Origin of the sequence: Marinobacter xestospongiae, from assembly GCF_023156385.1 — a bacterium.
GTDB lineage: Bacteria > Pseudomonadota > Gammaproteobacteria > Pseudomonadales > Oleiphilaceae > Marinobacter > Marinobacter xestospongiae.
The window spans coordinates 24,047-39,029 of the sequence record NZ_JAKZAK010000018.1; the positions used below are offsets into that span (position 1 = coordinate 24,047).

A 14,983-nucleotide genomic window follows, 5' to 3' on the forward strand; every position below is an offset into this window, starting at 1 on the left:
ATTGTACCTATCGCCCGGCACTGGCGCCCGCACTGCCACCGATCACTGAGACTGCTTTTCCACGCCCTTGACCGACTGCCACAGCGCATCCAGTGCTTCCAGGGATTCCGCATCCATGTCGCGCCCCTGTTCCGCCAACCGCTGTTCAATGGCCCGGAACCGGCATTCGAACTTGCGGTTGGTTCGCTTCAGGGCCTGCTCAGGGGTTACCTTCAGGAAACGTGCCAGGTTCACACAGACAAACAGCAGGTCGCCCAGCTCGTCTTCCACCGCGTCAACGTCGCCAGTGCCCGACTGGGCCGCCTCCCAGGCTTCCTTGAGTTCGTCAATCTCCTCATGGAGCTTGTCGAACACCGGCCCGATGGTGGGCCAGTCAAAGCCGTGACGGGACGCCCGACGTTGCAGCTTGTCTGCCCGGGCCATAGCCGGCAGGGTACGGGCAATGCCGTCCAGACGGCTGGCGGGCGGTGCATCCGCATCCGGCTCCGACGCCTGGGCTCGCTCTTCCGCCTTGATCCGCTCCCAGCTGGCCTTGATCTCATCGTCGGTCGGACGATTGTCCGGGTCCACTTCACTGCTCAGCTCGCCATCCGGAAACACATGGGGATGACGCCGCACCAGCTTTTGCACCAGACGATCCACCACCGAGTCAAACTGGAAATGGCCTTGCTCGGCCCCCAGCTGGCTGTAGAAAACCACCTGAAACAGCAGGTCGCCCAGCTCATCCTCCAGGTGTGGCCAGTCTTCCCGCTCAATGGCGTCAGCGACTTCGTAAGCCTCTTCCAGAGTGTGAGGGACGATGCTGGCGAAGGTCTGCTTGAGATCCCAGGGGCAGCCGGTGTCGGGTTTGCGCAGCCGCGCCATCAGGTACTTGAGATCGTCGAGGGTGTAACTCATTTGCGCTTCCGCCTGACATCCACGATGTTGGACAGGTTCCGGATCTGCGCCAGCAACCGGGCCAACTGCTCCAGGCTGCTGATTTCCACCGTCACCGTCATGGTGGCAGTGTTGTCGTCCGGATTGGTGATGGTATTGAGGGCCAGCACGTTGCTTCGGGAGGCCGTCAGCACCTGCGTAATGTCGCGCAGCAGGCCAGAACGGTCGTAGGCCTCGATTTCGATGTCCACCGGGTAGACCGATTCCTGTTTACCGCCCCAGCTCACTTCAATGATGCGGTTGGGTTCCAGTTCCCGCAGGTTCAGGAAGGTGATGCAGTCCTGACGGTGCACCGTGACCCCACGACCGACGGTAATGTACCCCCCAATGGGATCGCCCGGCAGCGGCTTGCAGCATTTGGCCACCTGGGTCTTGAGCTTGCCAACACCCTGGATCTGGATATCCGACTCGGTGTCGTAGGTCTTCTTACGATCCCGCACCAGTTTGAGATCGAGCTGACGATCCCGGGGTTCGAGCATCTGTTGCGCCACATTGGCAACGTGGGTCGGTCGCAGGTCACCGGCACCCACAGCGGCGTACATATCCTCGGCGGAATGGTAGTTGACCTTGGCCGCCAGCTCAGTGAGATCGAGCTCGTGGATCGACAGACGCTTGAATTCGTCCTCCAGAATCGCCCGACCGTCAGCGACATTGCGATCATGGTCCTGCAGCTTGAACCAGTGGGTAACCTTGGCCCGGGCCCGGGATGTCTGAATGTAGCCCAGGCTGGGATTGAGCCAGTCACGACTGGGTGCCGGATTGTTCGAGGTGAGGATAAACACCTGCTCACCGGTCTTCAGCGGGTAGGTCAACGGCACAATGCGGCCATTCACCCGCGCACCACGACAGGCATGGCCCACCTCGGTGTGGACCCGGTAGGCAAAATCCACCGGTGTCGCGCCCTGAGGCAGATCCACCACATGCCCCTCAGGGGTAAAGACATAGACCCGATCCGATGACACATCGGTCTTGAGGTGATCAGCCAGGCCGGAGAGATCGCCCAGATCCTCCTGCCAGTCCAGCACCTGTCGCAGCCAGTTGATCTTGGCGTCATAGCCACTGGATTTGTTGCCCTGGTCCATGCCCTTGTAGAGCCAATGGGCACACACCCCGAGTTCCGCTTCTTCGTGCATCTTGTGGGTGCGAATCTGCACTTCCATCACCTTGCCCTCGGGGCCCACCACCGCGGTATGCAGGGACTGGTAGCCGTTTTCCTTGGGATTGGCGATGTAATCGTCGAATTCGTTGGGAATATGGCGCCACAGGCTGTGGACGATGCCCAGGGCGGCGTAGCAGTCACGCACCTCCGGCACCAGTATGCGCACGGCGCGAACGTCATAGACCTGGGAAAAGTCGATGCCCTTGCGGCGCATCTTCCGCCAGATGCTGTAGATGTGCTTGGCCCGTCCGGTGAGTTCACCCTCGATACCGGCGTCCTGCAGTTCGTCTTCCAGCGTTTTCAACACCCGCCCGATGTAACTGTCCCGGGCCAGGCGTTTTTCATCCAGCAGCTTGGCAATCTTCTTGTAGGCGGACTCATGGAGATAACGGAACGACAGGTCCTCCAGCTCCCACTTGATGTGGCCGATGCCCAGACGGTGAGCCAGCGGGGCGTAGATATCGAACACTTCACGGGCCACCCGCATGCGCTTCTCGGCCGGCGCATCCTTTACCGCCCGAATGGCACAGGTCCGCTCCGCCAGTTTGATCAGCGCCACCCGGACGTCGTCGATCATGGTGACCAGCATCTTGCGGACATTGTCCAGCTGGCCCTGACTCTGCCCCAGCACGTTGCCCTTGAGCGGATGATGAATAGCGGAGATCGCCGCCATCTGCTGAACACCGTCAATCAGGTTGGCCACCTCCTCGCCGAAATCCGCGCGAATGGCCTCCAGCCCGACCTTTTCCTCACGGACGGCCCGATAGAGGATGGCCGCCACCAGGCTGGCCTGATCCAGATGCAGTTCCACCAGCACCTGGGCCATCTCACAACCAGTCTTGAAGCTGCTGGCACCGGGCGCCCAGAGACGATCATCCTGGACCGCCTGCAGGTCGATTTCCGCGGCCGTACGGCAGGCGCGGCGAAACTGCTCAACGTCCTGCAGGTGGGTCTGGGCTTCAATGTGATGAATCCAGCGGTCGAGATCCAGCTGGCCATCGGGATTGACTACAACGTCTTCGCGAACTTTTACCATGCCGTTTTTGTTATCCCCGTTCCTTGTGCCGACCATCCCTGGCCGGACTGTCTGCCCCTATCCCCGTGACCCCTTGCTGTCACGCTCGAACAGGGCAATCGATTCCACATGGGTGGTGTGAGGGAACATGTCCATCACCCCGGCCCGCACCAGCCGGTAGCCATTGCGCACCATCACGCCGGCGTCCCGCGCCAGCGTTGCAGGGTTGCAGGAGACGTAGACAATGCGGTTGGCGCCGAAGGCGGTCAGGTACTCACACACTTCCTCCGCCCCAGAGCGGGGGGGATCAATCAGAATCTTGTCGAACCCTTCCGCCGCCCAGGCCTCAGCGGTGAAATCACCTTGCAGGTTGGCTCCGTAGAAGCGGACATTATCGATGCCATTGCGTTCGGCATTTTCCCGCCCCCGAACCACCATGGCGTCATCACCTTCAACCCCAACGACCTCACCGGCCCGACGGGCGATGGGCAGAGTGAAGTTGCCAAGCCCGCAGAACAGGTCCAGAACCCGCTCACCCGGCTGAATGTCCAGCCAGTCCACTGCCCGTTCTACCATTTGCTGGTTAATACCCGCATTGACTTGGGTAAAGTCCATCGGATGAAAGGTCATCGTCAGGTCGAACGCGTCCAGTCGGTAATGCAGCCGTTCTTCCCCGCCTTCCGGCCAGATCCGGTGGACCGTGTCCGGTCCCTTGGGCTGGAGGTAGATATGCAAGCCCTGGGCCTGGCCAAACTCAATCAGCCGCGCACGGTCTTCGTCATTCAACGGGTCAAGATTACGGAATACCAGGGCCGCTTCATCATCTCCGCAGGCCACTTCCACCTGGGCGATTCGCTGGTACGCATCGAGGCTGTGGATCAAGGTCCGCAGGCCAGTGATCTGCTCACCAATCCGTGGGTCGAGCACCGCACAGTGGTCGATGTCCGCCAAGAAACTGGTGCGCTTTTCGCGGAACCCGACCAGCACCGACTCCCGCTTATGGACGTATTTGACGCCAAGACGCGCCTTGCGGCGATAGCCCCGGTCCACCGAGCGCAGGGGTTCAATCCACTGCTCCGGCTCGATGCCCCCAAAATGGGCAAAATGCTCCCGCAGCGTGCCTTCCTTAAAGGCGATCTGGGCGTCACCGCTCATGTGCTGCAGGCTGCAGCCACCACAAAGGTCGGCGAAATCGCAAGGCGGCGTGGCGCGATCGGCCACAGCCTCCAGAACTTCCACGGTACGGACTTCATCAAATTTGCTGCGGGTGCTGACCATCTTGGCCATCACCGACTCGCCCGGCAGCGCGCCGTCGACGAACTGGATCTTGCCATCGAGGTGGGCGATGCCACGACCATCGTGACTGAGTTTCTCTACATCACACCGAAGTGGCTCGGTGGGCAGGGCCTTCCTGCGTCTTCTGCTCATACTGCATTAACTCTGACTGAATATGGACGGCGGCTCCACCGGGCTGGAGGCCGGTGGATTCCACCCTGGCCGCGCCGACAACAACCGGCCTGCGGCGACGGATAGGGATGAATCCGGTGACTGGAAATCAGGCTCCGGGGAACACCCCGGTCGACAGGTAACGATCACCCCGGTCACAGATAATGGCCACGATCACCGCATTTTCAACCTGGGCCGACAGCTGAAGCGCCCCGGCAATGGCACCGCCGGAGGACACACCGCAGAAGATGCCTTCCTCACGGGCGAGAGCCCGCATGGTGTCCTCAGCCTCTTGCTGACCAATGTCCAGCACCTGATCCACCCTTGTGGCATCGAAGATAGACGGCAAATAGGCTTCCGGCCACCGGCGGATTCCGGGAATCGAAGCGCCTTCGCGCGGCTGAAGGCCAACGATTTCCACGTCCGGGTTACGTTCCTTGAGGTAGCGGGAGACACCCATGATGGTACCCGTGGTCCCCATGGAGCTGATGAAGTGCGTGACCCGACCGGCCGTCTGTTCCCAGATTTCCGGCCCGGTGGTGCGGTAATGGGCCAGCGGGTTGTCCTGGTTGCCAAACTGGTCCAGCACCAGTCCCTGACCTTCCTGCTGCATGCGATGGGCCAGGTCGCGGGCCCCTTCCATGCCCTCTTCCCGGCTGACGGTGATGATTTCCGCGCCATAGGCCCGCATGGAGGCCCGCCGCTCCTCGCTCATGTTTGCCGGCATGATCAACACCATGCGGTACCCCTTGATGGCAGCCGCCATCGCCAGGGCAATGCCGGTATTGCCACTGGTTGCCTCAATCAGGGTGTCACCCGGCCGGATATCACCACGACGTTCGGCCTCCTGGATCATGCTCAGGGCGGGACGATCCTTGACCGAGCCGGCGGGGTTGTTGCCTTCCAGTTTTGCCAGCACTACGTTGCTGGTCTCGCCGGGCAGCCGCTGCAGCCGCACCAGGGGTGTGTGGCCGACATAGTCTTCAATGGTGGGGAAATGCATGATCAACGTCTCTCCTGTCACCCTGGGGCGTGCCCCGCCTGGCCGACGGGCTGTGTTACACTGTCTGGCACTTGGCGCGGCAGCACCGGCACGCATTGGGTTCGACATCATACGCGTTCCGGCCTCCGGCGCCCAATACAGGTTGTAGCTATTACCATGACGAACGGCTATAACCGGGTGAGGATCACACCCTGGCTCAACGCGTTAGGCTAACCTCTGTTTGATCAGAACAGGGGTGGCTCTACAGGAGTCATCAGGGCAAGAGTCACTTGCGCAAAGGGACCCTTGGGACAGGACGGTCAATTACTTCGGAATCAGGGCATGCGTCGCTGGGGCATCCGCAAAAAAGTACTGGTGGTGACGCTGGTTCCCACCCTTCTCACCACTCTGATGCTGGGTCTGTTTTTCTCCCTGAGCTGGGTCAAGAACATCGAACAGCTGCTCCAGGACCGGGGGGATTCCCTCTCCCGGCAGCTGGCCGCAGGCTCAGAGTACGGCATGTTCACCGCCAACAGAAGCCTGCTGAGCAGCCTGTCCAACGCGCTACTGGAAGAGCAGGACGTACGCTCCATTACCTTCTACGACGCCAGTCGTCAGCGTCTGCTTCACACCGGCCCGGGCTACCGCGAACCGATCGACAGCTCCGCCCTGACCCAGTCCAACGCACTGCGCCACCAGCGCCGCAACAGCACCCTGTTCATCACTCCGGTGTTCCTCCAGGACCTGATGATCGAGAACATGCTGGAGCTGGAACCGATTCCCGGCAATCCCCGCAGCAGCGACCCCATTGGCTGGGTGGCGGTCGAGATGTCCCACATCCGTACCGAGAAGGAAACCTACAAGGCCCTGCTGATCTCGCTGCTGCTGGTGCTTGCCGGAGTGGCGGCCAGCCTGCTGATTGCGGTGCGTCTGAGTCGCGCCTTTACCCACCCGATCTTTGAGCTCAACGAAGCCGTGGCCCGCCTCAAGGAGGGCAAGCTCGATACCCGGGTCTACACCGAAGCGGGACCGGAATTCGAGCAGCTGGAATCGGGCCTGAATGCCATGGCCGCCGAACTCAGCAAGGCCCAGGCGGAGATGCAGCAGAACATCGACCAGGCCACCGAAGATCTGCGGGAAACCCTGGAAACCATCGAAATCCAGAACATTGAGCTGGACCTGGCCCGCAAAGAGGCGCTGGAAGCGAGCCGCATCAAGTCGGAATTCCTGGCCAACATGTCCCACGAAATCCGTACCCCGCTGAACGGCATCATCGGCTTCACCGAACTGCTGCTCAAGGGGCCCATGCCCAAGCAGCAGCGGGACCACCTCAACACCATCCGCAAGTCGTCCGAGATTCTGCTCACTATCATCAATGACATCCTCGACTTCTCCAAAATCGAAGCAGGCAAGCTGATCCTGGACCGGGTGCCGTTCCAGCTCCGGGATATCGTGGAAGAGGTAATGGTGATGCTGGCACCGGCCGCCCACGGCAAGAATCTGGACCTGGTCCCGCTGGTATACGCTGACGTGCCGGACAACCTGATGGGAGACCCTTTGCGGGTGAAACAGGTGATCACCAATCTGGTGAACAACGCCATCAAGTTCACCCAAACCGGCGAAGTGGTGCTGCGGGCCAGCCTGGAAGACGAAGACCCGGAAAATCACCGGGTCACCTTACGACTGAGCATCAGCGATTCCGGAGTTGGTCTGTCCCGGGCGCAACAGCAATCCTTGTTCAACGCCTTCAATCAGGCCGACGCCTCTACCGCCCGGCAGTACGGCGGCACCGGTCTGGGGCTGGCAATCTCCAAGCGGCTGGTGGAGGAGATGGGCGGCAACATCGGCCTTGAAAGCGAACTGGGCAAGGGCTCCACTTTCTGGTTCACCCTCTCCACCGACCTCTCCGCCACCGTCGGCTCCGCCCCTCCCCGGGATGCTCTGGGAGGCGAACGACTGATTTATCTGGAGCACCAGAAAACCTCTGGCCTGGCGGTGGAACACCTGTTGCGGGACTGGGGGCTGGAGGTGGACCGCGCCGGTTCTCCGACGGAGTTGCGGGAGAAAATCGCCGAGGCGCAGCAGAAACAGGCTGGTTATGCCCTCGCCATGGTGGGTATTACCCGCCACCTGCTGCATTCCAGTCAATACTGCAGTCTGATCCGGGATCTGGAGCTGGAACGGGATTGCCGCACCCTGTTACTGACCCCAACCCTGGAAACCCAGGACGACCCGTTGTCCAAACTGGCCAGCGGTCACCTGACCAAGCCGGTCTGCCGCGATACCCTTTATGATGAGCTGCTCCTACTGATCCACGGCATCGAGAACACCAAGGCGAAGCCAGCCGTCAAGAGCGGGCCGATACTGCTTGAGCACGACACCACACCACGGGTGCTGGCGGTGGACGACAATGAAGCCAACCTGAAGCTGGTGTTGACGCTGCTGCGGGACCAGAACATTGAAGCCGAGGGCGCAGCCAGTGGCTTTGAGGCGCTGAGCAAGGCACGCCAAGGCCGTTTCGATCTGGTATTCATGGACCTGCAGATGCCTGGAATGGATGGCGTTGAAACCACCGAACGGCTGCGATCCCTGGACAGCAAAGGCAAACGACTGCCCATCATTGCCCTCACCGCCCATGCCCTGGCGGACGAGCAGGCCCGCCTGGTGGCTCAGGGGTTTGATGGCTACATCGCCAAGCCCATCAGCAGCCGCCAACTGATGGAAACAATCCGCGATTACACCGGTTTCCAGAGCCAAAACCTTCCAGATCACCAGAACGTAGCGGAAGTCAGGGATACACGACGGGGCATTCGCCCCTCAACCCGCAAGAAACAGCAGGACTGCGTCAGTGTCGAGGAAAGTATTCAGCTGGCGGCTGGCAAGACAGACCTTGCGGAGGAGCTGTTCAGCATGCTGCTGGAGCAGCTCCAGGGGGATCGTCAGCGCATCCGTGAGCTGTGGCAACAGCAGCAGCTGGACGAACTGCTGGAATGCGTCCACAAGCTCCATGGCGCCGCCCGCTACTGTGGCGTGCCGGAACTGCGGGCGATGGCGGAACAGCTGGAAACCGGCCTGAAACGACAATCCCCGGAGCTGGAATCACTGACCGAACAGATGCTGGCGGCGATGGAGCGGCTGGAAATCTGGAGTGATCAGACCGACTGGCAGTCCCAGTTCCGGGCCTTCGACACCGAAGCGACCGCCCACCCGGAAACCTGATACCACCGCAGCGCCGAAATTGCAGCTTTCAGAGCGGCCCTGAGATCCTCAGAGGCGGCCTAGAGTTGACGAGCGCGATCCAGAATCGCCCGCATCTCTTTGACGGCGTCCTTGAGACCGGAGAACACTGCGCGGGCGATGATGCTGTGACCAATATTGAGTTCGTTGATGCCGTCAATCGCCGCTACCGCTTCGGTATTGTGATAGTGGAGACCATGGCCGGCATTGACGATCAATCCCCGCTGGCGAGCGTGGGCAACGGCTGCCTGCAACACCCCCAGTGTTGTGGCCACCGCCTCGGGCGTTTCCGCTTCCGCGTACTCCCCGGTGTGCAGCTCGATCACCGGCGCGCCACAGCGCACAGCGGCGTCAATCTGCTCCGGATCGGGGTCGATAAACAGCGACACTTCGGCGCCAATGGCCGCCAGCCGCTCACAGGCTTTGGCCACGCGAGCCTCCTGCCCGACCACATCGAGCCCACCCTCAGTGGTCAACTCCTCACGTTTCTCCGGTACCAGGCAGACACAGTGAGGGCGCACCTGTTCGGCAAAGGCCAGCATGGCGTCCGTGACGGCCATTTCCAGGTTCATCTTACTGTTGAGCATTTCCCGCAACAACAGTACGTCCCGATCCTGAATGTGGCGACGGTCTTCCCGCGGATGGATGGTAATACCATCGGCCCCCGCCTCCTCAGCCAGCAGCGCGGCCTGGACCGGGTCCGGATAACGGGTACCACGGGCCTGACGCAGGGTCGCCACATGGTCAACATTGACCCCCAGCAGCACTCTCTTGGGTAACGGATTCGAACTCATCGGGCTCTCCTCAGCCTTTGTGGAACAGGGACCGGCTATGCAGGGGCCGTCCCTGCAACAGATGATCGACCAGAACGCGCATGACCCGCTTGGCCAAACGGCGCGTATCTGCAGACCCATAGTCGCCGGCGGCCAGCCCCAACAGGGTATCACCGGCAAGAGACTGCAACCGGGTCTCCGGGGTTGGGTGAGCCAGGATACCCTGGCCAGGATCATAGCAATAGTGTCCCCGGGGCTCGACTTCCCGCCCCAGATCGGTCACCCAGCCCCAATCAAAGCCGTAGCCCAGGGCCTGGGCAAATGCTATCTCAAAACGTCGCAGTACCGGCTCCACATCGGTGGTATCGGCCAGCGCATGAAGGCTGTCGATGTAGCAGGCAAACAGTTCGGGGAGTGGATCGCCTTCCGGCACCAGACGTTGCAGCAGTTCGTTGAGGTACAGTCCACTGTAGAGTGCAACGGTTCCTTTCGGCGCGGGGCCATCACGGACCTCCAGTTGCACCAGGGTCTTCAGATCGCTGCGGCCCTGCCAGTCCAGCAACAGAGGCTGAAAGGGCTGCAACTGGGCCTTGAGCGGACTGCGGGCGCTGTTGGCGCCCCGGGCAACCAGGCCCAAACGGCCATGGTTGAGGGTGAGCACATCGACCAGCAGACTGGTTTCTCGGTAGGGTCGGCGATGCAGCACATAGCCTGGCTCGCCTTGTACGGGAGCGGCCATGGCTGCCTCAGAGGTCGTTCATTCCCAGGCTCTTCAGAGCCCGGTCGCTGTCCGACCAGCCCCGCTTGACCTTGACCCACAGGCGCAGCATCACCTTGGAATCGAACAGCCGCTCCATATCCTGGCGAGCCTCCTTGCCAATCTGGCGCAACCGCTCACCCTTGTCGCCGATCACGATCTTCTTCTGGCCCTGCCGTTCCACCAGAATCAGGGCAGAGATGTGCAAAGTCTTGCCATCCTGACGGAATTCCTCGATTTCGACGGCAGCGGAATAGGGCAATTCGGCGCCCAGCTGACGGGTGATCTTCTCCCGCACCATTTCAGAGGCCAGGAAGCGTTGGCTGCGGTCAGTGATCTGGTCGTCCGGGTAAAAGTGGACACTCTCTGGCAGGAACCGGCCGACGGCCTCTTCCAATGGCGCCAGGTTCTGGCCCCGAAGCGCCGACAGGGGAATGATTTCTGCGAACTCCCGCTTCGCAGCCAGCATCTCCAGATGCGGCAGCAGGGTTTCGCGACGCTCGGTCTTGTCGACCTTGTTCACCACAAGAATCACCGGGCAGGTCAGCCGCTCCAGCTTGTCCAGGACCATCTGGTCGGCACTGGTCCAGTGCGCCTGATCAACCACGAATACCACCACATCGACATCAATCAACGCCGAACTGGCGGCCTTGTTCATGTATTTGTTGATGGCGCGCGGCTCATCTTCGTGCATGCCCGGAGTATCCACATAGATCGCCTGCACCGGGCCCTCGGTTTTGATCCCCAGCACCTGGTGACGGGTCGTCTGGGGCTTACGCGAGGTAATGCTGAGCTTCTGGCCGAGAATGTGGTTGAGCAGGGTCGACTTGCCCACATTGGGGCGGCCCACGATGGCGACAAAGCCACAGCGGCTGTCCGGATTTTCAGGGCGGGTGGGGTCCATCATCATTCCTCACTCTCCACGCCCAGCGCCTTGAGTGCACTGCGGGCAGCCTGCTGTTCCGCCAGTCGGCGACTGCTGCCGACACCCGTGGTTTTGCGGTCCAGCGACGGCAACGCACAGGAGACATGAAAGGTCTGGGCGTGGGCTTCGCCATCCACCGAAATCACCTCGTACTGGGGCAAGGGGTATTGCCGCGACTGCAGGAATTCCTGCAGTCGGGTCTTGGGATCTTTCTGGGTGTCCTGCAGATTGAGGTTTTCCAGCCGCTGCCGAAACCAGATCAGCACCTGCTCCCGGCAGGTATCGAAATCGCTGTCGAGGTAGATGGCACCAATGATGGACTCCACCGTATCCGCCAGGATCGAGTCCCGTCGAAAACCACCACTTTTGAGCTCACCGGAACCCAGACGCAGGTACCGGCCAAGATCAAACTCGCGGCCAATTTCGGCCAGGGTGACGCCCTTGACCATACGGGCCCGCAGGCGACTGAGCTGGCCTTCACGGGCTTTCTCGAAGTTCAGGAACAGGTGCTCCGCGATTACCATGTTCACGATGGAGTCGCCAAGAAATTCCAGGCGTTCGTTGTTCTGGTTACCATAGCTCCGGTGGGTCAGAGCCAGCAGCAAGTACTCAGGCTGCTTGAACTGGTAACCAAGGCGGCGTTGCAGCCTGTCTAGGTCGGGTTGGGAACTCACTGGCCCCTCATCTCATACTCATGGTTAAAGCTGACGACGGCGTCGATGTTACTGATGATGGGTGCGCGCATCTCGTACGCCACCGTGATCATGACCAACTCACCGTCCTTCTCGATACTTATGTTTTCAGAGTCAAAGTCGCGTACGTTATTCACCAGTAAACGCTTATCAACAAGCGCACGAACAGCTACTGGAGACATTTGGGATAGGCCCGCTGTACCGTCCAGGCTTTCAATGGCTTCCTGTATGGTCACATCGTCCAAATAAAGAGGTCCAAGCTTTATTACTAAGGTCAACAGACCACCAAAGAACAACACCATGACCAACATGGTCAACATCGAAGCGCCACGCTGGTGCCCTGGCATCTTTTGCCCACCCTTCATCATCGCTTGCATACCTGTCATATCAGTTGTTCATCCCTTGCGCGGTCAATCTATCGCTCCCACCCGATCAAAGGTGGGCAGACTGGTCAGCGACTTCCAGTGCATCCAGATGGCAAAGGCCTTGCCAACCACCAGTTCATCAGGAACGGTACCCCAGAACCGACTGTCGTTACTGTTGTCCCGATTGTCACCCATCATGAAGTAATGCCCTTCCGGCACCACCCACTCGCCCTCACCGGCGCCACTCTGCCGGCCCAGGGTCAGGAAGATGTCATGTTCCGCATCCCCCAACTGTTCCCGCCGTAATTCCACCGGAGGCAGCTTGGCGACAAACTGACTCTCAACCTCCTCACCGTTGATGTAGAGGGTCTTGTTACGGTAGCGGATGCGATCACCCGGCACTCCGATCACCCTCTTAATATAGTTGGTCTCGCCATCCTCCGGCACTTTGAACACCATGACATCCCCTCGCTGGGGATCACCAATGTCCACGATCTTGGTGCCGATGACAGGCAGGCGCAGCCCGTAGGCGAATTTGTTGACCAGGATAAAATCATCGACTTCCAGGGTCGGCAGCATGGAGCCGGAGGGAATGGTAAACGGCTCGACCAGAAACGATCGCAGGACCAGGACGATGGCCAGCACTGGAAAAAACGAGCGGCTCAGGTCCACCAGATAGGGCTCCCGGCTTTCCTCGCCGTCGTCATCCAGGGCCGTGGTTTCCGCATTGGCCGCCGATGCCGCGCCATGGCTGGCCAGCCGTCGCGGCTTGAAAAACACCACGTCCGCCAACCAGACCAGCCCGGTGGCGAAGGTCAGCACCACAAGAATCAGCGGGAAATTGATATCCATCGGGGAGGTCCCTAGTTGTCCACTTTCAGTACGGCAAGGAACGCTTCCTGGGGTACTTCCACATTACCCAACTGTTTCATGCGTTTTTTACCTTCTTTCTGCTTCTGCAGCAGCTTTTTCTTACGGCTGACATCGCCGCCGTAACACTTGGCGGTGACGTTCTTGCGCAGCGCCTTCACGGTGACCCGTGAGACAATCTGGTTGCCAATCGCAGCCTGGATCGCGATGTCGAACATCTGCCGCGGAATCAGCTCTTTCATCTTTTCCACCAGCGCGCGACCACGGTAATGAGCCTGCTCGCGGTGCACGATCAGCGCCAGCGCATCCACGCGGTCGCCGTTGATCAGCACATCCAACCGTACCAGGTTGGCCGGATCAAACCGCACAAACTGGTAATCCAGAGAGGCGAACCCTCGGCTCGCCGACTTGATACGGTCAAAGAAATCCAGCACCACTTCCGCCATCGGCAGCTCATAGGTGAGCTGCACCTGGGTCGCCAGGAAGTGCATATTCTTCTGCACTCCGCGCTTTTCCTCACACAGCGCGATGACGTTGCCCAGATGCTCCTGGGGAACCAGAATGTTGGCTTCGACAATCGGCTCCCGCATCTCTTCAATGGAGCCAATATCCGGTAACCGTGAGGGGTTATCCACCGACACGGTCTCACCCTGGGTGGTGACCACTTCATAGATTACGGTAGGCGCTGTGGTGATCAGCTCGAGGTTATACTCCCGCTCCAGCCGCTCCTGGATAATCTCCATGTGCAGCATACCCAGGAAGCCACACCTGAAACCGAAGCCCAGGGCATCCGAGCTCTCCGGCTCGAAGAACAGTGAGGCGTCGTTCAACGTCAGTTTTTCCAGCGCGTCACGAAAATCGTCGTAATCGTCGGAACTGATCGGGAACAGACCCGCATAAACCTGGGGTTTGACCTTCTGGAAGCCCGGCAGCGGCGTGGCCTCTTCCGCGCCTTTCTGATGCACGATGGTGTCCCCCACCGGCGCACCGTGAATATCTTTGATGCCAGCCACCACAAAACCGACGTCGCCGGTGCTCAGTTCGCCGGTATCGGTCAGTTTGGGGTTGAAGATACCAACCCGGTCAGCGTTCCAGGCGCGGCCAGTGGACTTGATCACAATCTTGTCGCCCTTGCGGAGTCTGCCCTGAGTGACGCGAACCAGCGACACCACGCCCAGGTAATTGTCAAACCAGGAGTCGATGATCAACGCTTTGAGGGGGGCGTCAATCTCTCCGGCCGGGGGCGGAATACGCTTGATGAGGTCTTCCAGTACGTCTTCAACGCCGAGGCCGCTCTTGGCGGAACAACGCACCGCATCGGCCGCTTCTATACCGATGATGTCCTCAATTTCCTGAGCCACCCGCTCAGGCTCAGCCTGGGGCAGGTCCATCTTGTTGAGCACCGGGACAACTTCCAGCCCCTGCTCAATGGCGGTGTAACAGTTCGCCACGGACTGGGCCTCAACCCCCTGTCCCGCATCCACCACCAGCAGCGCCCCTTCACAGGCATACAGGGAACGGGACACCTCGTAGGAGAAGTCCACATGCCCAGGAGTATCGATGAAGTTCAGCTTGTACTCGATTCCGTCACGGGCCTTGTAGTTCAGCGTGACGCTCTGGGCCTTGATGGTAATGCCGCGCTCACGTTCAAGATCCATCGAATCGAGCACCTGGGCGGCCATTTCCCGCTCGGTCAGACCACCGCAGATCTGAATAAAGCGGTCTGCCAGCGTGGATTTGCCGTGATCAATATGGGCAATGATGGAAAAGTTACGGATTCGGCTAAGATCAGTCACAGACAATGGGTACTCGTGTAGGACGATACA

The 14,983-nt window shown here is 60.2% G+C and carries 12 protein-coding genes; 1 reads left to right on the plus strand and 11 read right to left on the minus strand.

Annotated elements, in window-relative coordinates; all coding sequences use genetic code 11:
• Positions 1–42: 42 nt before the first annotated feature.
• The 4 genes from mazG to cysM form a co-directional block, all read right to left on the minus strand.
• Complete coding sequence (gene mazG, locus MLD24_RS13585) at positions 43–897, minus strand: nucleoside triphosphate pyrophosphohydrolase (RefSeq protein WP_248167149.1); 855 nt, start codon at positions 895–897, stop codon at positions 43–45.
• Positions 894–3,131 (minus strand): GTP diphosphokinase, encoded by a 2,238-nt coding sequence (relA, locus tag MLD24_RS13590; protein WP_248167151.1) that lies wholly within the window; start codon positions 3,129–3,131, stop codon positions 894–896. The genes mazG and relA overlap by 4 nt, the downstream gene beginning before the upstream one ends.
• 57 nt (positions 3,132–3,188) lie before the next feature.
• Positions 3,189–4,538, minus strand: a complete 1,350-nt coding sequence (gene rlmD, locus MLD24_RS13595) for a 23S rRNA (uracil(1939)-C(5))-methyltransferase RlmD (RefSeq protein WP_248167152.1) — start codon at positions 4,536–4,538, stop codon at positions 3,189–3,191.
• A 127-nt stretch (positions 4,539–4,665) separates the two neighbouring features.
• On the minus strand, positions 4,666–5,559 hold the full coding sequence (gene cysM, locus MLD24_RS13600; RefSeq protein WP_227172069.1) for a cysteine synthase CysM: 894 nt from the start codon (positions 5,557–5,559) through the stop codon (positions 4,666–4,668).
• A 321-nt stretch (positions 5,560–5,880) separates the two neighbouring features.
• Here cysM and MLD24_RS13605 point away from each other — a divergent pair, with 321 nt between their 5' ends.
• Complete coding sequence (locus tag MLD24_RS13605; RefSeq protein ID WP_248167154.1) at positions 5,881–8,757, plus strand: ATP-binding protein; 2,877 nt, start codon at positions 5,881–5,883, stop codon at positions 8,755–8,757.
• Between the two features lie 59 nt (positions 8,758–8,816).
• On the opposite strand, the gene pdxJ is transcribed toward MLD24_RS13605, so the two are convergent.
• The 7 genes from pdxJ to lepA are packed head-to-tail and all read right to left on the minus strand — an operon-like array spanning position 8,817 to position 14,953.
• Positions 8,817–9,569: a pyridoxine 5'-phosphate synthase gene (gene pdxJ / locus MLD24_RS13610; protein ID WP_248167156.1), complete on the minus strand. Its 753-nt coding sequence runs from the start codon at positions 9,567–9,569 to the stop codon at positions 8,817–8,819.
• A 10-nt stretch (positions 9,570–9,579) separates the two neighbouring features.
• Positions 9,580–10,287, minus strand: coding sequence for a DNA repair protein RecO (recO, locus tag MLD24_RS13615; protein WP_248167158.1), 708 nt, complete (start codon positions 10,285–10,287; stop codon positions 9,580–9,582).
• Positions 10,288–10,294: 7 nt separating this feature from the next.
• Entirely contained in the window at positions 10,295–11,212 is a 918-nt protein-coding gene (era, locus tag MLD24_RS13620) for a GTPase Era (RefSeq protein WP_227176151.1), read from the minus strand.
• Entirely contained in the window at positions 11,212–11,904 is a 693-nt protein-coding gene (rnc, locus tag MLD24_RS13625) for a ribonuclease III (protein WP_227172073.1), read from the minus strand. Before rnc ends, era begins: the two co-directional genes overlap by 1 nt.
• On the minus strand, positions 11,901–12,308 hold the full coding sequence (locus MLD24_RS13630; protein ID WP_248167160.1) for a DUF4845 domain-containing protein: 408 nt from the start codon (positions 12,306–12,308) through the stop codon (positions 11,901–11,903). The genes rnc and MLD24_RS13630 overlap by 4 nt, the downstream gene beginning before the upstream one ends.
• A 24-nt stretch (positions 12,309–12,332) precedes the next feature.
• Positions 12,333–13,139 (minus strand): signal peptidase I, encoded by an 807-nt coding sequence (lepB, locus tag MLD24_RS13635; protein ID WP_248167162.1) that lies wholly within the window; start codon positions 13,137–13,139, stop codon positions 12,333–12,335.
• Between the two features lie 11 nt (positions 13,140–13,150).
• Positions 13,151–14,953, minus strand: a complete 1,803-nt coding sequence (lepA, locus tag MLD24_RS13640; protein WP_227172076.1) for a translation elongation factor 4 — start codon at positions 14,951–14,953, stop codon at positions 13,151–13,153.
• Between the last annotated feature and the right edge of the window lie 30 nt (positions 14,954–14,983).